This is a genomic window from Arthrobacter sp. SPT-J7 (assembly GCF_059089965.1).
Window position 1 is genome coordinate 58,753 of record NZ_JBNHFF010000003.1, and the last position, 20,743, is coordinate 79,495.

At 67.0% G+C, this 20,743-nt stretch carries 21 protein-coding genes and 1 tRNA gene; 11 read left to right on the top strand and 11 right to left on the bottom strand.

The genetic code is table 11. From position 1 onward, the window contains the following. Nucleotides 1–4: 4 nt before the first annotated feature. Entirely contained in the window at nucleotides 5–448 is a 444-nt protein-coding gene (locus AC5RWX_RS05690; RefSeq protein WP_493939001.1) for a YciI family protein, read from the bottom strand. 151 nt (nucleotides 449–599) lie between these two features. On the opposite strand from AC5RWX_RS05690, the gene kynU reads away from it, so the two are divergent. Continuing rightward, nucleotides 600–1,829: a kynureninase gene (gene kynU / locus AC5RWX_RS05695; protein ID WP_493939002.1), complete on the top strand. Its 1,230-nt coding sequence runs from the start codon at nucleotides 600–602 to the stop codon at nucleotides 1,827–1,829. Here kynU and AC5RWX_RS05700 read toward each other — a convergent pair. From AC5RWX_RS05700 to AC5RWX_RS05720, 5 genes are all read right to left on the bottom strand, one after another. Beyond that, nucleotides 1,826–2,332 (bottom strand): GNAT family N-acetyltransferase, encoded by a 507-nt coding sequence (locus AC5RWX_RS05700; RefSeq protein ID WP_493939003.1) that lies wholly within the window; start codon nucleotides 2,330–2,332, stop codon nucleotides 1,826–1,828. The genes kynU and AC5RWX_RS05700 overlap by 4 nt on opposite strands. A 34-nt stretch (nucleotides 2,333–2,366) precedes the next feature. Continuing rightward, on the bottom strand, nucleotides 2,367–3,599 hold the full coding sequence (gene mshA / locus AC5RWX_RS05705) for a D-inositol-3-phosphate glycosyltransferase (protein WP_493939004.1): 1,233 nt from the start codon (nucleotides 3,597–3,599) through the stop codon (nucleotides 2,367–2,369). 143 nt (nucleotides 3,600–3,742) lie between these two features. Then, entirely contained in the window at nucleotides 3,743–5,008 is a 1,266-nt protein-coding gene (locus AC5RWX_RS05710) for an FAD-dependent oxidoreductase (protein ID WP_493939005.1), read from the bottom strand. Further along, complete coding sequence (locus AC5RWX_RS05715) at nucleotides 5,001–5,726, bottom strand: class I SAM-dependent methyltransferase (RefSeq protein WP_493939006.1); 726 nt, start codon at nucleotides 5,724–5,726, stop codon at nucleotides 5,001–5,003. Before AC5RWX_RS05715 ends, AC5RWX_RS05710 begins: the two co-directional genes overlap by 8 nt. Nucleotides 5,727–5,741: 15 nt before the next feature. After that, the gene (locus tag AC5RWX_RS05720) at nucleotides 5,742–6,917 is read right to left on the bottom strand and encodes a type III polyketide synthase (protein WP_493939007.1); all 1,176 of its coding nucleotides are present in this window, start codon (nucleotides 6,915–6,917) and stop codon (nucleotides 5,742–5,744) included. Nucleotides 6,918–7,048: 131 nt separating this feature from the next. On the opposite strand from AC5RWX_RS05720, the gene AC5RWX_RS05725 reads away from it, so the two are divergent. Beyond that, nucleotides 7,049–7,555 carry a hypothetical protein gene (locus tag AC5RWX_RS05725; RefSeq protein ID WP_493939008.1) on the top strand — a complete coding sequence of 169 codons (507 nt, stop codon included), beginning with the start codon at nucleotides 7,049–7,051 and terminating at the stop codon, nucleotides 7,553–7,555. 42 nt (nucleotides 7,556–7,597) lie between these two features. On the opposite strand, the gene AC5RWX_RS05730 is transcribed toward AC5RWX_RS05725, so the two are convergent. Next, complete coding sequence (locus AC5RWX_RS05730; protein ID WP_493939009.1) at nucleotides 7,598–8,149, bottom strand: flavin reductase family protein; 552 nt, start codon at nucleotides 8,147–8,149, stop codon at nucleotides 7,598–7,600. 106 nt (nucleotides 8,150–8,255) lie between these two features. Between AC5RWX_RS05730 and AC5RWX_RS05735 the strand changes: the two genes are divergently transcribed. Then, nucleotides 8,256–10,049: a thiamine pyrophosphate-requiring protein gene (locus tag AC5RWX_RS05735; protein ID WP_493957640.1), complete on the top strand. Its 1,794-nt coding sequence runs from the start codon at nucleotides 8,256–8,258 to the stop codon at nucleotides 10,047–10,049. Nucleotides 10,050–10,104: 55 nt separating this feature from the next. Continuing rightward, nucleotides 10,105–10,731: a DNA alkylation repair protein gene (locus AC5RWX_RS05740; RefSeq protein WP_493939011.1), complete on the top strand. Its 627-nt coding sequence runs from the start codon at nucleotides 10,105–10,107 to the stop codon at nucleotides 10,729–10,731. A gap of 72 nt (nucleotides 10,732–10,803) precedes the next feature. Here the strand turns inward: AC5RWX_RS05740 and AC5RWX_RS05745 are convergent. Continuing rightward, a tRNA-Leu gene (locus AC5RWX_RS05745) sits at nucleotides 10,804–10,887 on the bottom strand. 240 nt (nucleotides 10,888–11,127) lie between these two features. Between AC5RWX_RS05745 and AC5RWX_RS05750 the strand changes: the two genes are divergently transcribed. Together AC5RWX_RS05750 and AC5RWX_RS05755 are read left to right on the top strand one after the other, a co-directional pair. Beyond that, complete coding sequence (locus AC5RWX_RS05750; RefSeq protein WP_493939112.1) at nucleotides 11,128–12,432, top strand: M20/M25/M40 family metallo-hydrolase; 1,305 nt, start codon at nucleotides 11,128–11,130, stop codon at nucleotides 12,430–12,432. Between the two features lie 31 nt (nucleotides 12,433–12,463). Beyond that, a complete protein-coding gene (locus tag AC5RWX_RS05755) occupies nucleotides 12,464–13,621 on the top strand; it encodes an acyl-CoA dehydrogenase family protein (RefSeq protein WP_493939012.1) in 1,158 nt (385 codons plus the stop codon). Between the two features lie 42 nt (nucleotides 13,622–13,663). Here AC5RWX_RS05755 and AC5RWX_RS05760 read toward each other — a convergent pair whose 3' ends face one another. Then, nucleotides 13,664–13,897 carry a DUF5703 family protein gene (locus AC5RWX_RS05760; RefSeq protein ID WP_493939013.1) on the bottom strand — a complete coding sequence of 78 codons (234 nt, stop codon included), beginning with the start codon at nucleotides 13,895–13,897 and terminating at the stop codon, nucleotides 13,664–13,666. 52 nt (nucleotides 13,898–13,949) lie between these two features. Here AC5RWX_RS05760 and AC5RWX_RS05765 point away from each other — a divergent pair, with 52 nt between their 5' ends. Beyond that, on the top strand, nucleotides 13,950–14,228 hold the full coding sequence (locus tag AC5RWX_RS05765; RefSeq protein ID WP_493939014.1) for a hypothetical protein: 279 nt from the start codon (nucleotides 13,950–13,952) through the stop codon (nucleotides 14,226–14,228). Between the two features lie 74 nt (nucleotides 14,229–14,302). Here AC5RWX_RS05765 and AC5RWX_RS05770 read toward each other — a convergent pair whose 3' ends face one another. Then, nucleotides 14,303–15,238 (bottom strand): aldo/keto reductase, encoded by a 936-nt coding sequence (locus AC5RWX_RS05770; protein ID WP_493939015.1) that lies wholly within the window; start codon nucleotides 15,236–15,238, stop codon nucleotides 14,303–14,305. Between the two features lie 174 nt (nucleotides 15,239–15,412). Between AC5RWX_RS05770 and AC5RWX_RS05775 the strand changes: the two genes are divergently transcribed. Then, nucleotides 15,413–16,237: an undecaprenyl-diphosphate phosphatase gene (locus AC5RWX_RS05775; protein ID WP_493939016.1), complete on the top strand. Its 825-nt coding sequence runs from the start codon at nucleotides 15,413–15,415 to the stop codon at nucleotides 16,235–16,237. A 113-nt stretch (nucleotides 16,238–16,350) separates the two neighbouring features. After that, nucleotides 16,351–17,613: a cysteine--1-D-myo-inosityl 2-amino-2-deoxy-alpha-D-glucopyranoside ligase gene (gene mshC, locus AC5RWX_RS05780; RefSeq protein ID WP_493939017.1), complete on the top strand. Its 1,263-nt coding sequence runs from the start codon at nucleotides 16,351–16,353 to the stop codon at nucleotides 17,611–17,613. A gap of 108 nt (nucleotides 17,614–17,721) precedes the next feature. On the opposite strand, the gene AC5RWX_RS05785 is transcribed toward mshC, so the two are convergent. Beyond that, entirely contained in the window at nucleotides 17,722–18,582 is an 861-nt protein-coding gene (locus tag AC5RWX_RS05785) for a PAC2 family protein (RefSeq protein WP_493939113.1), read from the bottom strand. Nucleotides 18,583–18,768: 186 nt separating this feature from the next. On the opposite strand from AC5RWX_RS05785, the gene AC5RWX_RS05790 reads away from it, so the two are divergent. Both AC5RWX_RS05790 and AC5RWX_RS05795 read left to right on the top strand, forming a co-directional pair. Then, nucleotides 18,769–19,497 carry an HAD family hydrolase gene (locus tag AC5RWX_RS05790; protein ID WP_493939018.1) on the top strand — a complete coding sequence of 243 codons (729 nt, stop codon included), beginning with the start codon at nucleotides 18,769–18,771 and terminating at the stop codon, nucleotides 19,495–19,497. Further along, complete coding sequence (locus AC5RWX_RS05795; RefSeq protein ID WP_493939019.1) at nucleotides 19,494–20,651, top strand: site-2 protease family protein; 1,158 nt, start codon at nucleotides 19,494–19,496, stop codon at nucleotides 20,649–20,651. Before AC5RWX_RS05790 ends, AC5RWX_RS05795 begins: the two co-directional genes overlap by 4 nt. Nucleotides 20,652–20,743: the final 92 nt, after the last annotated feature.

The window sequence follows — 20,743 nt, forward strand, 5'->3', positions numbered from 1 at the left end:
GAAGCTAGGCGTTCTCCGCGCGCAGCTTCGCCTCTTGTTCGCGCCAGCCCTCTTCCTTTTGGATGTACTCGTTGTCGGAATACTCCGCGAAGTCGGCGGCCTCGGTCACGCGCCGCACCTCCAGCTTGGAACCAGGCCCCAGCGGGCAGCGGCTGGCCCACTCGGCAGCTTCTTCCTTGGACGCCACCTGGACCATCCAAAAGCCGTTGAACAGCTCATGGGTTTCGCCGTAAGGGCCGTCGGTCACGATCGGCGGATCTTCGGAGAAGTCGACGACGAAGGCGGTCCCGTCGGACAGGTCCGCCAAGCCGTCGCCTCCGAGCATGATGCCGGCGTTGATCATGGACTCGTTGTAGGCACCCATTTTGTTGATCATTTCTTCGAACGGCATGGCCTTGGAAGCCTCAAGGGCTTCGTCGGTGGACCGCATAATGAACATGTACTTCACGGCTATCTCCTTCGGTGAACGAGGACGCGGTGTGCGCCTTCTACTATGCCGTCGAACGGTAAACCTGGATATCGACACGGCCGGAAAACTTTTTTCGCAGCACCGTGCAAGCCTTCCTTCCGGCCACGACCACCACCCTTATGCTGGCCCTATGACCACCGATGCTCAGCTTGCCGACCGCGCCCGGACGCTCGATGCCGCCGACCCGCTGGCCGGATACCGCAGCCGTTTCGTGGGCCACGACGACGACTCTGTCACCGCCTACCTGGACGGCAATTCGCTCGGCCGGCCGCTGGCCGCCAGCCTGGACCGGGTCCGGGACGTCATGCTGCAGCAATGGGGCGGCCGGCTGATCCGGGCCTGGGACGAGGGCTGGCTGGCTTTGCCCGAGCGGATCGGCGACGAACTGGGCCGGGTGGTGCTGGGCGCCGCTCCGGGCCAGTGCGTGGTGGCCGACTCCACCACCGTGCTGCTCTATAAGCTGGCCCGTGCCGCCATTGCGGCCCGCCCCGGCCGGCGGCGCATCCTGGTGGATCGGGACAATTTTCCCTCCGACCGCTTCATCGTGGAAGGCATTGCTGCCGAATGCGGCTTGGAGTTGGACTGGCTTGAACCGCCGCACGGCGGGGGAGTCACGGCGGAAGCTGTGCGCGCCGCCGTCGGGCCGGACACGGCGCTGGTCTTGCTCAGCCATGTGGCGTACCGCTCCGGCTACATTGCGGACATTGCCGCCATCACCACCGCGGCGCACGACGCCGGTGCGCTGGTTTTGTGGGATCTGTGCCATTCCGCCGGCGTGCTGCCCGTGGAACTGGATGCCTGGGGCGTGGACCTGGCCGCAGGCTGCAGCTACAAGTACCTGAACGGCGGGCCGGGTGCGCCTGCCTGGGCCTACGTGCGGACACAACACCAGCACTTCCAGCAGCCGATCCAAGGCTGGTTGGGCAGTAGTGAACCCTTCGAAATGGGCCAGGGCTACCAACCGGCCGGCGGCATCCGCCGCTTCACGTCCGGGACCCCACCGATCATCGGGATGACCGCGATCCAGGACATGATCGCGCTGATCGACGAGGCCGGCCTGGCTGCCGTCCGGGACAAGTCTGTCGCCCTGACCGAATTTGCCATCGAAGCAGTGCAGGCCACCTTGGCGGATTTCGGCGTCGTCATCGCCTCGCCGCTGGATCCGGCAGAACGTGGTGGACACGTCACGATAGACCATCCGGCTTTCAAGCATGTCACCGCACGGCTCTGGGAACAGGGAGTGATCCCTGATTTCCGCGAACCGGACGGCATCCGGCTGGGCCTCTCGCCGCTGTCCACCAGCTTCGCGGAAGTGTGGCGCGGCATCGCGGCCATCCGCGCGGAGCTGGAACGGGCCTAACCGGCCCTGCGGACCATCCGGATCTCGTGCAGGCCTTCCCAGTGGCCGGTCAGGGGTTCGCGGCGTCCGTCTGCAGTGAAGCCGTGTTTACGGTAAAACGCCTGGGCGCGGGGGCTGTCCTCGAGGACCCACAGCAGCGCCGGCTGGTTGCCGATCGCGGCGTCCAGCAGCCGCAGGCCCAGCCCGGAGCCGTGGGCCTGCTCCAGCACGTAGAGCATTTGCAGTTCGTACGGCACGCCGGCGTCGACGTCGTCGTCCTGGGCGGGGCCGGCGCCGGCACAACCGACGATCCGGCCGGGAGCATCCTCGGCGATCCACAGCTCCGCTCCCGCCGCCAGACCGCGCGTCCACCAGTCGATCTGCTGCTTCCGCCTGGCGGCTTCGGCGGCGAAGAAGGAGGCCGGGCGCTGCGTGCCGTAGGATTCCCGCCACGCAGCCAGCTTCATGTCCAGGGTTGCGGGAACATCATCGCGGGTGGCGCGGCGGACGCGGTAACTTGGCACCTATGCATCTTAGCGGCGCCGGACCGGCCGTTCGTCAGCGGCGGAAGTGGTCCACCGCCAACTGATAGCTGTGGGCTGTCAGCGCAGCGGTCTGCTCCCAACCGAAGGACGAGGCATGCACGGCCGCATTGTCGCCCAGCCGCCGGCGGAACTCCGGATAGTCGTGCAGTTCGCGCAATGCACCGGCCCAACGGGCAGGATCGTGCCCATCCACCAGCAGGCCGGTGAGCCCGTGGCTGACCGCCACCGGCAGTCCGCCCACATTGGTGGCAACCACCGGTGTGCCGCAGGCCTGTGCCTCCAGCGCCACGAGCCCGAACGATTCGCTGAAGGAGGGAACCGCCACCACATCGGCACTGCGGAAGGTGGCCGCCAGTTCGGCCGGCTCCACCGGCGGCGAGAGCGCCACGATGTCGTCCAGCCCCAGCTGCCGGGCCAGGGCCGGCAGGTCCAGCTCGGCGGCTCCGCTGGCCTCGCCGATGATGGATATCCGCAGCCGGATGTCTGGCTGCTGCCGGCGAAGTTCCGCCGCCGCGGCCAACAGCACCTGCGGTCCTTTGAGCGTTTGGATACGGCCGGCGAAGACCAGGTGGAAGGTGTCCGGCGCCAATCCGGCTGCCGCCCGGTCCTCCCGCCGGCCCTCGGGACGGAAGGTCCGCAGGTCCACGCCGGGCGGGATCACGTCTACCGTCCCTTCGTCCGCGCCGTAGAGATCGACCAGCTCGCACGCTTCATTCAGCGTGTTGGCGATCAGCCGGCCCGCCCCGGAGGCAATGGCCTGTTCGCCGCGGACCCGGGATTCCGGCTCCGGTGCCTCGCCAGGCTGCAGGTGAAGGTTCTTGACCAGCCCCATGGTGTGCATCGAATGCACCAGCGGAATCTGCCAGTCCTGCTGCAGGCTTAATCCCACCGCGCCGGAGAGCCAATAGTGCGAGTGCAGCACGTCATACCTGGCCCCGTCCCGCTGGGTGAACTGTCGCAGCGAAGCCTCGAGCGCGGCCAACCGCTGCGGCACCGCTTCCTTGGCCACGACGTCGGCCGGCGCCCCGTCCAAATGGATCACGCGCACGCCTGCCCGGGGATGCTCCACCGGCTCCTGGCCGTCATGTTGCGAGCGGGTAAAAACGTCGACGGCGGTACCCAGCGCTGCCTGTTCCCTCGCCAGCGCACGCACGTAGACGTTCATACCGCCGGCATCGCCTCCGCCGGGCCGGGCCAGCGGCGAGGTATGCAGCGACAGCACGGCGATGCGGTCCACGCCGACCATGCTCCACCTCCGTGCATTGTGCCCGGCCGGTACCTCTCCAGCCGTGGAAAACCGACGTGTTGCCGATTTTGTCTAGCAGCAACTTTAGCCTTCCGGACCCCTGGCGGCCGCTCGATGACAATTGGGTGCATCTCGATGACACGTCAGTGCATGGTGAAGCGGTTCGCGACCGCGTCGTGCGCCCCAGGTATGTGGTTGAGCACGCCGAACAACTGGTTCCGGGCGGCGAGCACTGCCGGCGGCAGCGGGCGTCCCAAGGCCATGTTCAGATGCGCTTGCCAGATGGCGGTGGCTGCGGCCCGCTGCCGGTCCGCCTCGAACTGCCGCAGCGCCCGCGCCGTCGGCTCGCCGCGCAATGCCGCGGCCACGATCGGAGCCAGCGCTGCCGCATCCAGCCAGCCCAGGTTCATGCCCTGCCCGCCGATCGGGCTGATTTGATGCGCCGCATCGCCGATCAGCGCGAGCCGGCCGGCGACCAGGCGGCGCGGCATCCTGGAACTGACCGAGAAGGCGCTGAGCATGGAGCAGCTGTCCGGTTCCGGTCCGGTGCCGGTGCGCCGCGCGATCAGGGAGGCCAGGCCAGTGGCGGTTGGATGGCTGACCACACCGGGCATCCTGGCCACCCAGCGCCGGGTGCCACGGGGGAGCGGAAAGGATTCGACAATTCCGCCGGCTTCCAGATAAAGCACGGCGGTGCTGCCGTCTGAGCCGGTGTCGGCGAAATCCCCCATCAGGTAAGCGTCCGGGTACGTCCGCGTCCGCACCGCGACGCCACGTTGCCGGCGCAGAGCCGAATACGCGCCGTCGGCTGCAACCACCAGCCTGGCCCGGACCGTGGCGGTATCCGGGCCCGCTGCCGGCCCCGGACCCTGGGCTTCCCTTACCGGCCCGGTTCCGGCGTGCGCCCCGGATCCAGGCCCAGCGCCCAGCGAGCAGGACAGCGTGACGGTTGCCCCGTCGTCGTCCGCGCAGCACACGTGCACGCCGCGTCGCAGGGCGCCCGGACGCAGCGCTTCCAACTGTTCCTCCAGCAGCCGTTCGGTGATCACTTGCGGCACAGCCAGCACGTAGGGGTGCCGGCCGGGTACGGCCTCGAAGGACAGCGATGCCACCTCGCGGCCGCGGCTGCGGGCGGTGCCCCGGCGGATGCAGACCCCCGCCGCGAGCAGCGCGTGGCCCACACCCGCGTCGTCGAGCACGGCCAAGGCCGGCGGATGGATCCCGATGGCACGGGAATGGCTGCTGCGCGCCGTCCGCCGCTCCAGCACAGCCACGTCCAGTCCGCGTCGGGCAAGGAGGATGGCCATCAACAGTCCCACCGGCCCGCCGCCCACGACGGCGACATCGTGCAACGTCCCCTCGGCCTGACGCAGACCGGTCCGGCGCCGCGGGGACAGCAGCTCAGTCATCGGCCCGCCGGACCAGCAGCTGCCGGAACCGTGAATCCCGCAGCACCTGCCAATCCGCCGGCACTACTGAGCGCAGTTCGCCGGGCGTGTAGCTGCGCCGGATGGAGGTCAGGCCGTCGCGGCGGATGAAAGACCGGTGGAAGAACGGCAGTGTGCCGGCGGCGAACAGCAGATAGGCCGGACGGCTGCGGATGATGTCGCTGTGCACAGCGAGCGACCGTGCCAACTGCACGGAGTCTTCCAGCAGTCCTGCCAGTTCCGCGGCAGTCAGGTGGTGCAGCAGATGGTTGGACACCACCGCGTCGAAACGCCGCCCTTCGGCCACCAGCTCCGAACTGAAAGCCTGGCGGAACTCCAGCCCCGGCAGTTGCGGCCGCGACAGCGCGAAGTCGTGCGCACGCGGATCGGGATCGATGGCGGTGATCCGCAACCCCAGGCCGTCGCGGGCCGCCCAGCGCGTGAGCATCCGCGGCACGTCGCCGCCGCCGGAGCCGATATCCAGCAAGGTGGGACGCTCGACCTCGGCCAGGCGCGGCCGGAGCAGCCGTCGGTAGATGCCGTGCCAGCCCGAGACCGCCCAGTTGATCAGCGGAAACTGGGCATAGGTGCGCCGGAGCATCGCAGGGTCGCAGTCCGGTTTGTCCATTTCCTCCACCGCGTCCGTGGCGCGGGAGGCGAGGAATGGTGATGTGCTGTGTGTCGAAGGCTGCCGGGTCACGGCGGTTTGATCCGGCTATACCGCGGCTGCAGCGGCAGCATGTTGCGCCTGCGGTGTCGTGGCCGGGACTGTCTTGGTAAACAGCCCGGTCTCCACCGTCAGCCCCGGGCCGAAGGCCATGGAGCAAATCCTTTCCTCGGCGGCGCCGGGCGGCTGCTCCAGAATGTGCTTGAGCACGAACATCACGGTGGCGCTGGACATGTTCCCGTACCGCCGCAGCGTTTCGCGGGCCGGCACCAACTGTACCTCGGTCAGCGCCAGCTTGGCCTCCACCTTGTCCAGAATGCTCCGTCCGCCCGGGTGGATCGCCCAGTGCTCAATGTCGCGGTAGGGTTTGGCCGCCAGCGCCGGTTCACGGGCCAGCAGCGGCTTCAGGGCGCCGACGATGTGTTCGTCGATGATGTGTGGAACATAGGTGCCGAGGACCATCTCGAAGCCTTCGTCGCCGATGTTCCAGGCCATGGACTCTTCGCCCACCGGGGTGAGGATGGTTTCAAAGTGGTCCAGCCGGATGCCCGGCCCGGTCTGCTCCAGATCGCGTGCGGTGATGACCGCGGCGGCTGCACCGTCAGCGAACAGCGAGGAGCCAACAATCGTGTCAGGGTCGTTGGACGTTCGCACGTGCAGCGTGCACAGTTCGGCGCTCACCACCATGACCACGGCTTGCGGATCGGCGTCGCAGAACGACTTGGCTGCGCGGAGCGCCGGGAAGGCCGCGTAGCAGCCCATGAAACCCAGGTGATAGCGCTGCACGGACGGATTGAGGCCGAGCGCCCGAACCACCTTGTAGTCCGGGCCGGGGTTGAAGAATCCGGTGCAGGAGACGGTGATCAAGTGCGTGATGTCCTCCGGGCCGATCCCGTCGCAGGCGGCCAGCGCCTTGCCGGCGGCCTCGATGAACAGCGGGGTTGCCTTTTCCGCGAAGATATCGTTGCGCACCTTGGTGCTGGGGGAGAGCAGTTGCCGGGAACCGGCGTCGAAGAACACCGGGTTCTCGGCCCGCTTTGCCGTGGTGAGTTCGTCGACGGCGGCGTGCCGCGTGTCGATGCCCGACTGGTCGAACGACGTGGTTACCAGCCGCTGCCCCAAGCGCGTTAGCCCGGGCTGCGTGGCAAACACGTCACGCGCCTCGGACTGGATCAGGATTGTTTCCGGTACAGCGGTTTCCAAGGACCTCAGCGTGACCGTCATAGTCCATTCTTAGGGCAGGTTGCCGGGGAAAACAATGGACCGGCCGCCCCCGATCCCCGGCTGAACCGCATCACCGGGCCGCGCGTCTTACCGGATGAGGGCCCTGCCCGGAGGCTAAGGAGCGGAATCCGATGGACTACGAAGTCAATGCCCTGCCGCTGCATGTGCTCCTGGTCCACGCCACGGTGGTCTTCATTCCGCTCGCCGCACTGTGCATTGTGCTCAGCCTGTTCTGGCCGGCGGTCCGGCGCCGGCTGGGCATCGTCACCCCGCTGATCGCGCTGTTGGCTTTGGTGCTGGTACCGATCTCCCAGCAGGCTGGTCATTGGTTGTTCCTGCGGATGGATCAGACGCCGCTGGCCGTGGAACACATGCGCTTGGGCGACAAGATGCTGCCCTGGGTCATCGGACTGTTTCTCGCCGCGCTGGGTTTGTGGCTCTGGTTCCGTTATGGAACGACGGCGGCAGTGTCCTGGCGGCGCAAGCTCGGCGTCGGGTACCGCATCCTCGCGGCGGTGATGGTCGTCGTCGTGCTGGCGGTGTGTGCCGGCGCCACGGTGGCGGTGGTGCTGACCGGCGAGTCAGGATCGCGGGCGGTCTGGGAAGGTCGCTTCTCCGAACCGCCGCCGTTGCCTTAGCCTGTCTGGCAGCTGCCTCCCCGACGTGGGCGGCCTGCGTCGCTACCGGCCCAGACGATGGTACGAGGAAGCGAAGTGGATCAGCGGATCGGCGCTCTCCGTGCCGGAGGCGTCGCGGCCCATCGCCAGCACCTCGCCGACGATCAGTAAGTGGGTTGCGGCCGGATGCACGGCGGTGGTCTTCAGTTCGAACCACGCCGGAGCTCCGCCGATCACGGCAGCACCGGTGGCCGGGCCGCGCCGGTACGGTATCTGGTTGAGCAGGCCTTCCACCGGGTTGCCGGGGCTCGCCAGCCAGTTCGCGGTGCCTTGGTGATGGGCCGCCAGCAGGCTCAGGGCCCACGTCCCGGAGCTCGCCACCGCGTCGCAGATCCGTGATTCCTCAAAGAGGCTGACCAGCATGGTGGGCGGGTCATAGGAGACGGAGAGATAACCGCTGACGGTTGCCGCGTAGTCCCGGTTCCGCCAGCGTGTTGACGCCACCGCGACGCCCGACGCAATATCCGCGCTCAGGCTGCGGTACAGGTCGATGTCCCGCTGGTCCGGCGCATCCGGCCCCAGCTGATAACCCGCCAGTTCTCCGTCCAGTTCCATGCCGCCATCTTTGCACGCGGGCGCCGGCGCGGGCGGCCGGAGGGTTCATAACGCCATAAACCGATGGTAGAAAGTAAGCATCCTGATGATAACGAGCGGAGCAAACATGGCCCAGCGGCTGGTCGCAGACCTCATGGTGGAACGGCTCCAGGCGTGGCAGGTGCCCCGCATCTTCGGTTACAGCGGGGACGGCATCAACACCTTCATGGGCGCGCTGCGGCGGGCCGGCACCGTGGAATTCGTGCAAGCCAGGCATGAGGAAAACGCCGCCTTCATGGCAGTGGGCCACGCCAAGTACACGGGCGGGGTGGGCGTCGTCACCTCCACGCAAGGACCCGGGGCGGTGCACTTGCTCAACGGACTCTACGACGCTGCGTTGGACAGCGTCCCGGTGGTGGCGATCGTGGGACAGCAGGCGCGCACTGTGCTCGGTTCGGGGTACATGCAGGAAGTGGACCTGTCCACGCTCACCAAGGATGTTGCCCTCTTCCGGCAGCAAGTCAGCAGCGCGGAGCAGGTTCCGCTGGTCTTGGACCGGGCCTTTAAGGCGGCTCTGGCAGGCCGCGGCCCCGCCGTCGTGATCATTCCGCACGATATCCAGAAGCAGCCCGTTCCTGAGCTTGAGCACACGCACGGCGTCGTGGCCACCGCGCCGGTGTGGCGGCCGGGCCATATGGTCCCGCGTCCCGAGGACCTGCGCGCTGCCGCCGAGGTGCTCAATGTCGGGGAGCGGGTGGCCCTGCTGGTGGGGCAAGGGGCCCGCGACGCGGGCGAGCAGGTGGTGGCAGTCGCAGAGAAGCTCGGCGCCGGCATCACCACCAGCCTGCTGGGTAAACCGTATGTGGATGAGTCGCTGCCTTTCGCGGCCGGGACGATGGGCCACCTGGGCACCGGAGCCAGCGGCCACCTGCTGGGGAACTGCGACACCTTGCTGATTGTTGGCTCCAACGACCCCTGGACCGAGTTCTATCCGCCGCCCGGGGCTGCACGGGCGGTCCAGATCGACAACGATTCCGGCGCCATCGGCAACCGCTATCCGGTTGAAGCCGCACTCACCGGTGACTCGGCCACCGCCCTGGAGGCGCTGCTGCCGTTGCTGCGGGACCGCACGTCCACCGCGTGGCGGGAGCAGGTGGAAGGCTGGGTTCGGGAGTCGCGCGAACTGACGCGAAAGCGGGCGATGACACCGGCGCGGCCGGTCAACCCGGAGCGGGTGGCTTTCGAGCTCAGCGAAAAGTTTCCGCGCGACGGCTGGCTCGCCGTCGACGTGGGCAGTTCTGTTTACTGGTATGCCCGGCAACTTTGCCTGCCGCCCGGTGCCCAGGCACACTTGTCCAGCACCCTGGCGAGCATGGGCTGTTCGCTGCCCTACGGCATTGCCGCCAAACTCGCGGCCCCGGAGCGGCCCGTCGTGGTGCTCAGTGGCGACGGGGCGATGCAGATGAGCGGTCTGGCCGAACTGATCACCGTCAGCCGGCTCTGGAAACAGTGGCTGGACCCGCGTTTTGCCGTTTGCGTCTTGAACAACAGGGAACTGGCCGAAGTGACCTGGGAACAGCGCGAGATGGAGTCCGAACCGCGCTTTGCAGACAGCCAAGCGCTGCCTGATTTCGACTACGCGGGTTATGCACGCCTGCTGGGGCTGCAGGGCAAACGGGTCGAAGATCCCGAACAGCTCGCTGCAGCCTGGGAGGAGGCGCTGGCAGCCGACCGGCCCTATCTGATCGAAGTGGTCGCCGATCCCGATGTGCCGCTGCTCCCGCCGTTCCCTGCCGGACGCGACAAGGCCGAAACCATGGAGCAGGCGCTGGAGCAAGAGGGCCCGGCGGCCGATGGGGCCAAGAACCTCCTGCGGACCTACACCGAGCAGGAAGAGTCCGGCAACGGCCACGCGGGGTAGGGCGCCGCGGGACAGCTGACTCGACAGCGCCGGCGGTGCACGAAAGACTCTTCAGATGAGTGAGGCGGCTGAGTTCATCGACTTCACCTTGCAGCGCGAGGCCACGGAGGAACGGGCGCGGGCGGAAAAGGATTCGGGCGCCGGCCTGCGCTACTACGGGGCGTCCGTCGGTGCCGTGCGGGGCACGGTTCGCGATGCCGGCCGGAAGTTCCGGCCTTTGTCACATGACCAGGTCACAGCACTCAGTTCCGAATTGTGGAAGCGACCGGTCTTCGAACTGCGGCTGGCTGCTGTGGTGCTGCTGCAATCGAACCAGCGGCTCTTGCGGAACTCCGACCTGACCCGGATTGAAGGTTTTCTGCGCGAGGCACGCACCGCCGCGCTGGTGGATCCGCTCGCGGTCGACGTGGTGGGCCCGTTGATCAACGGGCTGACGGACCAGTCCCGTGCGCGGGCGCAGTCAATCCTGGATCGCTGGGCGCGGGAGCCGGACCCCTGGCTGCGCCGGGCCGCCGTCCTGGCTCCGCTAAGGGCTGTGCGCGCCGGAATCGACACCGAGGAGGTGGTGCGCCGGGCACGGGCTGCAGCGGCGGGCGATCACAGTGAGATCGTGCAGCAGGCTGTTGCCATGCTGTGCAGCGAACTGGCGAACATCGGCCAGGGGCAGGTGACATCCCTCTGAGCCGCGATCCGACGCCACCTGGCGGGGAGTGCGCGGATACAAAAAAGCCCCGGGATCCCGGGGCTTTCTTTGTGCGCAGGAAGGGACTCGAACCCTCACCCTCAATAAGAGGACTAGCACCTCAAGCTAGCGCGTCTACCATTCCGCCACCCGCGCAGGTGGACTTTTCGATGGATGATCAGAGGCCCTCGGGCGCACTGGTTCCGTCGAAAGCAGCGAGAAAAACTCTAACATGTTTTGTCCGAAGTGTTGAATCGGGCGCGCTGCCTGCCGGCGGCGTCGGAGGCGCGCAGGGAGCCGGCGTGGATGTTGCAGAGGCGCAGCGCGGCGCTGCTGCTGCCTCTATCGCCGCTGCTGGATAGGCTGGGGACAGACATCGACTTCGAGGGAGCCTCCATGACCGTACCGAACCCGCACGATGAAGTGGTCCGGATCTGCCAGGAACTGATCCGGATCGACACCTCCAACTACGGCGGCAACGAGGGCCCGGGGGAGCGGCAGGCGGCCGAGTATACGGCGGGCCTGTTGGAAGAAGCCGGGCTGGCCACCGAGGTGTTCGAGTCCGCGCCGCGCCGGGCTTCCGTCGTAACGCGGATGGCTGGTTCGGACCCCTCGGCACCTGCCCTGGTGGTGCACGGCCACCTCGATGTGGTGCCGGCGCAGGCCGCCGACTGGCAGGTTGATCCGTTCAGCGGAGAGGAACGGGACGGACTGATCTGGGGCCGGGGCGCCGTGGATATGAAGGACATGGACGCGATGATCCTCTCGGTGGCGCGGCACATGGCCCGCAGCGGCATCCAGCCCCGCCGGGACATTATCTTCGCGTTCTTCGCCGATGAAGAGGCCGGCGGCACCTACGGGGCGCGCTGGGCGGTGGAGAACCGGCCGGAACTTTTCGACGGCGCCACCGAGGCCATCTCGGAAGTAGGCGGGTTCTCGGCCACCATTGGCGGCCGGAGGGCCTACCTGCTGCAGACCGCGGAGAAGGGCATTGCCTGGCTCCGCCTCGCCGTCGCCGGCCGTGCGGGCCACGGCTCGCAAATCAATACCGACAACGCGGTCACGACGCTGGCCGCCGCCGTGGCGAGAATCGGATCACATCAGTGGCCCATCGAGTTGACGGATACCACCCGGCAGTTCTTGGACGGCGTGACCGAGCTGACCGGCGTCGAGTTTGATCCGGACAACCCCGAGATTCTGCTCAAGGAGCTGGGGACAGTGGCCCGCTTTGTGGGCGCGACCCTGCAGAACACCTCGAACCCGACCGTGCTGAAGGCCGGCTACAAAGAGAACGTGATTCCCGGCCTCGCCGAGGCACGGATCGATGCCAGGACCCTGCCCGGCCAGGAAGAGCTGGTGCTGGCTACCATCCGCGAGCTCGCCGGTCCGGACGTGGAGGTGAGCTACGTGCACCAGGACAGGTCGCTGGAGGTACCGTTTGCCGGCAATCTGGTGGACGCCATGGTGGACTCGCTGACGTTCGAGGACCCGGACGCGGTGGTGCTTCCCTACACGCTCTCCGGCGGCACCGACAATAAATCGCTGGCCCGGCTGGGCATCACCGGCTACGGCTTTGCACCGCTGCGGCTGCCGGAAGATCTGGACTTCACCGGCATGTTCCACGGGGTGGATGAACGGGTGCCGGTGGAATCGCTGAAGTTCGGCACCCGCGTGCTGCAGCGTCTGCTCACCACCTACTGATTTTTGTATGTACGACGAAAGGACCACCGGCATGCCCGCCAGTGTTGAAGAACTGCTCCCGGACGCCCTGTTGGAAACCATCCGTGGACGGGCCGCAGGCTACGACGAGGCGAACAGCTTCTTCCACGAGGACTTCGCCGATCTGGTGGAGGCCGGCTACCTGAAAATGTTTGTGCCGGAAGAACAGGGCGGCTTGGGCTACTCGTTGGAGGAGGCGGTCAGGGCACAGATGCGGCTGGCCGGCGCGGCCCCGGCCACCGCGCTGGCGGTCAACATGCACCTAGTGTGGACCGGCGTTGCCCGTGTGCTGCAAGCCCGCGGCGACAACAGCCTGGACTACGTGCTGACCGAGGCCGGCAGGGGTGAAGTCTTCGGCTTCGGCGTTTCCGAAGCCGGCAACGATCAGGTCCTGTTCGACTCGCGGACGGTGGCGGCCCCGCGCGCCGACGGCGGCTACGAGTTCACCGGGACGAAGGTTTTCACCAGCCTCTCTCCGGCCTGGACCCGGCTGGGGATCTTTGGCCGGGACGACTCCGACGTGGAGCCGCAGTTGGTGTGGGCGTTCATCGACCGCGACAAGCCGGGCTACCGGATCAAGGACGACTGGAACACCTTGGGGATGCGCGCCAGCCAGTCCAACACCACCGTGCTGGAAGGCGCGGTTGCGGCGCCGGACCGGATCTTCCGGAAGCTGCCGGTGGGCCCCAACCCGGATGCGCTGATCTTCGGCATCTTCGCGTGCTTCGAAATCCTGTTGTCGTCCGTGTATGCGGGGATCGGCACCCGCGCCCTGGACCTGGCCGTGGAAGCCGTGCACCGCCGTCGTTCCTTGAAAACGGGCAAGAGCTACGCGCAGGATCCGGACATCCGCTGGCGGGTGGCCGATGCCGCACTCGCGATGGACGGGCTGTATCCGCAGCTGGCAACCATCGCCCGCGACGTGGATACGTTGGCCGACCACGGCTCGCTCTGGTTCGCCAAACTGGCCGGCATCAAAATCAGGGCCACCGAAACCGCCAAGGACGTGGTGGAGAAGGCCGTCCGTGTCTCCGGCGGCGGGGGATACTTCCGCGGTGGGGAGCTCGAGCGGCTGTACCGCGACGTGTTGGCCGGGCTGTACCACCCCTCGGACGACGAGTCGGCGCACAGCACCATTGCCACGGCCTGGCTGGGGCCGTTGGACGACTGACCCGGGCGGGTCCTGCGGTGCCCGCGCACCGCCTGGCCGGGGTCAGGCGGTGCGTTCGACCCTGAGCACCCTGCGGCGCAGCCAGTACTTGCGGGCGCCGCCCAGATACAGCCGGGTGCGCACCAAGTCCCATTTGCCGTACTCGGCGTGGTCGGTCAAGACCCGGCGTGCTTCCCCGATGGATTCGTCTTTATTGACGGTGAGGACCAGGTATTCGTACTGCCGGGCGTAGTCGCGTTCGCGGGTGACAGCGGCACCCAGAAATTGTTCTCTCATTGCCCTCCTGTTCTCTTCACTTATTCTCCACATTGCGGCTAACGTCTACACCATGAGCATTGATCCGCGTGTCGCACTCGAGTCACTGGTTTCCGCGCTGCAGGAACATCTGGCCGCCGCTTCGAGCCGCCGGGGTGAAGACGATCCTGCCGTGGAAGCAGCGTTCTCGTCCATTATGGAATCCTTCGAGACGTATGAGGACGCGCTCTACGATGCTTACGGCGAAGTGACGCCGCTGGTCATTTACGACGAGTCGGATGACGAAGACATGGACGACTCCGACGAGGTTGTGGATCCGTTCGACGACGATCTGGAAATCGAAGAAAAGTAGGCCGGACGTCGCCCGGGTCAGGGCACCTGCAGCAGCGCGCCCTCAGCGGGCGCCGGGCTCAGCCCTGGCACAGCTCAGGGTAGGGAAATTTCGTCCAGTACCTGGGCGATCTCGGCAGGCAAGGCGTCCAGCGGAGCCTTGAGGATCTGATCCAGCTGCGCGGGCGTCCGTGGTCCCACCACGGCGGTGCCGACGGCGGGCCGTTGCAGCACCCAGCTCAGCGCCAGGTCCAGCGGCTGGACGTCCAGGCCGCGGGCCGCCGTGGCCAGCGCATCCACGATCCGGGCCGGCCGGCCGGCCAGGTACGGTTCCACGAAATGTGCATGCTGTTCGGAGGCGGCGCGGGAATCGGCCGGCGTGCCGGTGCGGTATTTGCCGGTCAGGACGCCGCGTCCCAGCGGCGACCAGGCCATCAGACCCGGGCCCAGCGCGGTGGCAGCCGGGATCACTTCGTGTTCCGGCCGGCGCTGCAGCAGCGAGTACTCGTTCTGCACCGCGACCAGCGGTACCGGACTGACCGAAACCGCCCGGGCCAGCTGCCAGCCGGAATAGTTGGACACGCCCACATAGCGCGTACGGCCGGAGGTAACGGCGTGTTCCAGCGCGGAGAGGGTCTCCTCCAGCGGTGCCGAGGCATCGTCCCAGAGATGGACCAGCCACAGGTCCAGGTAGTCGGTTCCCAGCCGGGCCAGGCTGGCGTCCAGGCTGCGGAGCATGGCACCGCGGGAAGTGTCCACCTCGCGCCGGCCCTCGCTCCGGGTTACGCCGGCCTTGGAGACCACCAGCACTTCCTGCCGGGGGACCAGCTCGCCCAGGAACGCGCCAAGCATTGCTTCGCTGCGGCCCTCGGCGTAGGGCGCGGCGGTGTCAAGCAAGGTGCCGCCGGCGTCCAGATAGGTGCGCAGCATGGCACCGGCGCCCTCCTCGTCTGTCTCCTCGCCCCAGGTCATCGTTCCCAGCGACAGCTGCGGGACCTTCAGCCCGCTGTTACCCAAGCGCTTGTGCTCCATACAGCCAGCTTATGGCCTGCGATGCCGTGCTCTTGGCAGCGGCCCGCCGACGCCGCGCCCGCGGTTCTGCCCGCCCGCGGCAGGCACATCCGTCCTCCTACCGCGGCCGGAACTTCACCCGCAGGGCTGTGTCTGGTTCCGTTTCTAGGGCCCGCGTGCCATAGGGTCGAGTGTGTGAATTGGCTAGAAGCAATCATCTTGGGGCTCGTGCAGGGCCTGACAGAATTCCTCCCGATCTCGTCCAGCGCGCATCTGCGCATCGTGGGGGAACTCCTGCCGGGTGCCGCCGATCCGGGTGCTGCCTTCACCGCCATCACCCAGCTGGGCACGGAAACCGCCGTCGTCGTCTATTTCTGGCGCGACATCGTCAACATCATCAAGGCCTGGTTCGGCTCGCTGACCGGCAAGGTGCCGCGCAACGATCCGGACGCCCGGATGGGCTGGCTGGTCATCATCGGTTCGATTCCCATCGCCGTGCTCGGACTGCTGTTCCAAGACCACATTGAATCCACCTTCCGGAGTCTCTGGATCGTGGCCACCATGTTGATTGTTTTCGGCGTGTTCCTGGCCATCGCGGACTCCATCGGCAGCCAGACCCGCACGCTGGACAAACTGACCTACAAGCACGGCATCCTGTACGGCCTGGCGCAGGCGCTGGCCCTGATCCCGGGCGTCTCGCGGTCCGGCGGCACCATCACCGCCGGCCTGTTGATGGGCTACACACGCGGCGCGGCGGCCCGCTATTCATTCCTGCTGGCCATTCCGGCGGTCTTCGCCTCCGGCTTGTACCAGCTGGCCAAGAGCTTTGGAGAACCGGGACCGTACGGCCTGGGCGAGACCGCGCTGGCCACGGTGGTCGCATTCGGCGTGGGTTTCGTGATCATTGGCTGGTTCCTGAAATACGTGTCCACCCGCAGCTACCGCCTGTTTGTTTGGTACCGGATCGGCCTGGGCGCACTGTTATTCGTGCTGCTGGGCTTCGGGATCATCAACGCCTGACAGAGCGGGAATTTATCCGGCTCCTGCGTCCTTAAACGCTAGGAGCTTTAAATGTTCGACGGCGGGACCGCCGCCTCAGCGCCCGGTCCACCTCATTGGAAGGAAACTCAAGAGTGCTTGGTTGGAATGCCCATGCCGTACCCAAAATCCCGGGCGGCAAAGACGAACTGACCATCCACGACACCTCGGTGGGGTCGCTGGTATCGCTTGAGCCGTCTGCCACCGGAAGCCTGTACGTCTGCGGCATCACCCCGTACGACGCCACCCACATGGGGCACGCCGCCACCTACGTGGCTTTCGACCTGCTCAACCGCTACTGGCGCGATGCCGGCCGCACGGTGCATTACGTTCAGAACGTGACGGACATCGACGATCCGCTGCTCGAACGCGCCGACGCCACCGGCGTGGACTGGCAGATTCTGGCCAAGGACCAGACCGAGTTGTTCCGCACGGACATGGAAGAACTTAACGTGATCCCGCCCGAGCAGTACGTGGGTGCGGTGGAAGCCATCGAATGGATTGTGCCGGCCGTGGAGGACCTGTTGGCCCGCGGCCTGGCCTACCGGGTCTCCGGCGCCGACGGCGAGCCCGACGGCGACGTCTACTTCGACTCCGTGGCCGCCGCCGGCCCGGGCTGGCACAACGGTGCCACCTCCCGGCTGACCGAAGAGCAAATGCTGCCGCTGTTTGCCGAGCGCGGTGGAGACCCGGAACGGCCGGGCAAGAAGCATCCGCTGGACGCGCTGTTGTGGCGCGTGGCCCGCGACGGTGAGCCCGAGTGGCCCGGTGCCTCGCTGGGCGATGGCCGACCCGGCTGGCACATCGAGTGTTCGGTGATTGCCCGCAAATTCCTGCCGGAGACCTTCGACGTCCAGGCCGGCGGCTCCGACCTGAGTTTCCCGCACCACGAAATGAGCGCCGGGCATGCCTACGCGCTGGCCGGCAAACCGCTGGCGAAGCACTTCGTGCACGCCGGCATGGTGGGCCTCGACGGCGAAAAGATGAGCAAGTCCAAGGGCAACCTGGTGCTGGTGTCGGCGCTGCGCGAGCAAGGCGTGGAGCCGGCTGCCATCCGCACGGTCCTGTTGGGCCGGCATTACCGCAGCGACTGGTTCTGGACCGAGGAACTGCTGCACCAGGGCCAGGCGCGGCTGGCTGCCTGGCGCGGCGCCGCCCAGTATGTGCAGGCGGACCAGGTTCCCGAGCTCGCGCAGCAGGTCCGACGCGCGCTGTCCAACGACCTCAACGCCCCCGCCGCGCTGGCCGAAGTCGACGGCTTTGCCGAGCACTCCCGCGCGCAGGCCAACGGGCAGCCGCAGGACGGCGCCGAACAGTTCGCCGCCCTGCTCGACGCGCTCCTGGGCATCCGGCTGTAGACGCGGCCTGCGCCGGAACAGCACACCGCTTCGACGCCTCGCTCGTTCCTCGCTCGGCGAGGCGCGGCTTAGCTGTTCCGGCCTCCGGCCGCCTGTTACTCCCTGCCTTTACTCTTTGCGGCGCTTCTTGAGGTAGCGCTCAAACTCGCGGGCGATGGACTCGCCGGTGGCCTCCGGCAGTTCGGCCGTGTCCTTGGCCTCCTCAAGCTGCCGCACATACGCGGCGACCTCGGGGTCCTCGGTGGCCAGTTCGTCGACGCCGCGCTCCCAGGCTTCGGCTTCTTCGCTGAGCACGGATACTTCCAGCGGCACCTGGAGGATGTCTTCCAGCCGGTGCAGCAGCGCGAGTTCCGCCTTGGGCGAGGGCGACTGGCCCACGTAGTGCGGCACCGCGGCCCAGACGGACATGGTCGGGATCCCGGCAAGCGAGGCAACGTCGGCCAGCACTCCGACGATTCCGGTGGGACCTTCGTACTGGCTGGATTCGGTGTTCAAGGCGCGCCGGACGTCGTCGTCGTCGCTGGTCACTGTCACGGGAATGGGCCGCGAGTGCGGGACGTCGGCCAGGAGCGCACCCACCAGGATGATGCAGTCCACTCCCAGCTCCTCGGCGTGGGCCAAAAGCTCAGCGGTGTAGGCACGCCATCGGTAGGACGGCTCCACGCCGTGGACAAAGATGATGTCGATCGGGGAGTCGGGAACGCTGCTGCGGGTGAGCTTCGTCGTCGGCCACTTGATCCGGCGTTCGCCTGATCCGGTGCGGTGGACTACCGGTCTGGTGAACTGGAAATCGTAGTAAAGATCCGGGTCCACCGTGGCCACCTTGTGGCTGTCCCACAGCCGGCTGAGGTACTTGACGGCATCCGTGGCGGCCTCGCCGGCATCGTTCCAGCCCTCAAACGCAGCCAACATCACGGTATAGCGCCGCCCAGCCTCGCCAGCCTTGGCTTGCGGGAACAGCAGATGCAGGCCGTGCTTCTCGCCGGGTCCGTCCGTAGGCAGATCGCCACTGTCCTGAGTACTCACGGTTTCACCCTAATCCTCCGGACACGGCTTGTCAGTGAGCCCCTTTGCGATTCGCGCAAAGAAGGGCGGCGGGATTCCGCTCCCAACGCCCGGCCGCGGCAGGGCCTGCGAGGCCCGTAGACTGGTGCCATGCCCGCACTTGACCCTTCCGCCGCTGCGTCCGGCGCACTCCAGCCAGGCCTGCAGGCGGTGTTCTGGGATATGGACGGAACACTCGTCGATACCGAACCGTATTGGATCGAAGCCGAATCGGAACTTGTCGCCTCATTTGGCGGTGCCTGGAGCGACGAACTGGGTTTGAAGCTTGTGGGTAACGCGCTGGAGACATCCGCCGCGGTGCTGCAGCAGGCAGGCGTCGAGCTCAGCATCCGCGAGATCATCGACCGGCTGATCGACGCCGTGACCGAACGGGTCCGCCAACGCATTCCGTGGAGGCCCGGGGCCCGGGAGTTGCTCGCGGAACTGTTCGAAGCGCGCATTCCCACCGCGCTGGTGACAATGAGCGAGACGAAATTGGCCACCGAAGTGGTGCGTGCGCTGCCCAAGGGCAGTTTCCAGTATCTGGTCACCGGAGACATGGTCGGCCAGGGCAAGCCGCACCCGGAGCCATACCAGCGTGCCTTCGACTGGCTCAGCGACCAGATGCCCGACGCAGACAAGCGGTACGTAGTGGCGCTGGAAGACTCCGTCCCCGGAGTCGCATCGGCCGAAGCCGCCGGCCTCGTCACGGTGGCTATTCCGCACGTGGTGCCAATTCCGCAAGCACCCGGGCGTCCACAGTGGGACAGCTTGGCCGGGAAGGGCCTTATGGACATGGAGCGGCTCCTGTTGCCTGCTTCCCAGGAAGCAGGAGTATGAGCACACAGACACCGCGGCCGTCGGAGGAAAAGCAACGCAGCGAAGGAATTCCGCTGGGCCGGATGTTCGGCGTGCCGGTTCTGCTCGCCTGGTCTTGGTTTGTCATCGCCGCGTTCATCGTGCTGATCTTCGGGCCCCAAGTTCAGCGCTTGATGCCTGAACTCGGCGTCGGCGCCTACGGTGTGGCCTTCGGTTATGCGCTGTTGCTGTTGTTCTCCGTGCTGGTCCACGAACTCGCCCACGCCTTGACAGCCCGGGCCTTCCACTGGCCAACGGCCAAGATCGTGCTCAATCTCTGGGGCGGCCACACCCAGTTCGATAACTTTAACGCCACACCGGGTAAGTCCTTGATGGTGGCGTTGTCCGGACCGGTAGCCAACTTTGCACTGGCTGGCCTGGGTTCGCTGGTCCTGCCGCTGTTCCGCGGCGAGCCGATTCCGTTCCTGCTGACCGATATCTTCATTCTGGCGAACTTCCTGGTGGCGGTTTTCAATATCCTGCCCGGGTTGCCGTTGGACGGTGGGCGGCTGGTGGAGACCGCGGTCTGGAAACTGACCGGCAGCCAGGAAAAAGGCACCGTGGCGGCAGGCTGGGCCGGCCGCGTCATCGTTGTCCTGCTGGTGATGGGCGTGATCGGCATCCCCTTGCTGCGGGGCGAAACACCCGACCTGCAAATGGTGGTGCTCATGGTGCTGGTCTGCGGGTTCCTCTGGATGGGAGCCAGTTCGGCCATCCAGCACGCCCAGATGCGGCTGCGCCTGCCATCCGTCAGCGCCGGCCAGCTCAAACTTCCGGCAACGTCGCTGCCGGCCACCGCCATGGTGGCCCAGGTCCAGCAGCTTCTGGAGCGCGACCCCGGGCTCAGCGTGGTGCTCACGGCGGCCACCGGCCAGCCTGAAGCAGTGGTGGACCGGGGTGCACTGAGCCAGGTGTCGCCCTCGGCGGCTCCACAGACCCCGGCCGCAGCCGTGTCCCGGGCACTGGCTCCGGGCGCCTATGTCCCGGAAGTGGCCGCCGGACAGGAACTGGTGCAGTATCTGGCCCGGCTGACCGGCAGCGAATACGCGGTGATCGACGACGGCGGCCGCGTCACCGGGGTACTACAGCAAAGCACCGTGGTCCGCGCCATCACCGGCAAATCGGGCCGACTCTGACCTTCCCTCGGCCCGCACCGGCAGCTGGCGCAGCCGGTCGGAATACAATCGACAAAATCGGGCGGCTGGTACTGCCGCGGCCCCGCAACAAC

Coding starts and splice junctions, on each gene's coding strand:
- AC5RWX_RS05710 (WP_493939005.1), bottom strand. CDS start 5,008: ATGACTGAGCTGCTGTCCCCGCGGCGCCGGACCGGTCTGCGTCAGGCC.
- AC5RWX_RS05725 (WP_493939008.1), top strand. CDS start 7,049: ATGGACTACGAAGTCAATGCCCTGCCGCTGCATGTGCTCCTGGTCCAC.
- AC5RWX_RS05765 (WP_493939014.1), top strand. CDS start 13,950: ATGAGCATTGATCCGCGTGTCGCACTCGAGTCACTGGTTTCCGCGCTG.
- kynU (WP_493939002.1), top strand. CDS start 600: ATGACCACCGATGCTCAGCTTGCCGACCGCGCCCGGACGCTCGATGCC.
- AC5RWX_RS05795 (WP_493939019.1), top strand. CDS start 19,494: ATGAGCACACAGACACCGCGGCCGTCGGAGGAAAAGCAACGCAGCGAA.
- AC5RWX_RS05735 (WP_493957640.1), top strand. CDS start 8,256: ATGGCCCAGCGGCTGGTCGCAGACCTCATGGTGGAACGGCTCCAGGCG.
- AC5RWX_RS05730 (WP_493939009.1), bottom strand. CDS start 8,149: ATGGAACTGGACGGAGAACTGGCGGGTTATCAGCTGGGGCCGGATGCG.
- mshA (WP_493939004.1), bottom strand. CDS start 3,599: ATGGTCGGCGTGGACCGCATCGCCGTGCTGTCGCTGCATACCTCGCCG.
- AC5RWX_RS05740 (WP_493939011.1), top strand. CDS start 10,105: ATGAGTGAGGCGGCTGAGTTCATCGACTTCACCTTGCAGCGCGAGGCC.
- AC5RWX_RS05755 (WP_493939012.1), top strand. CDS start 12,464: ATGCCCGCCAGTGTTGAAGAACTGCTCCCGGACGCCCTGTTGGAAACC.
- AC5RWX_RS05790 (WP_493939018.1), top strand. CDS start 18,769: ATGCCCGCACTTGACCCTTCCGCCGCTGCGTCCGGCGCACTCCAGCCA.
- AC5RWX_RS05720 (WP_493939007.1), bottom strand. CDS start 6,917: ATGACGGTCACGCTGAGGTCCTTGGAAACCGCTGTACCGGAAACAATC.
- AC5RWX_RS05750 (WP_493939112.1), top strand. CDS start 11,128: ATGACCGTACCGAACCCGCACGATGAAGTGGTCCGGATCTGCCAGGAA.
- AC5RWX_RS05760 (WP_493939013.1), bottom strand. CDS start 13,897: ATGAGAGAACAATTTCTGGGTGCCGCTGTCACCCGCGAACGCGACTAC.
- AC5RWX_RS05770 (WP_493939015.1), bottom strand. CDS start 15,238: ATGGAGCACAAGCGCTTGGGTAACAGCGGGCTGAAGGTCCCGCAGCTG.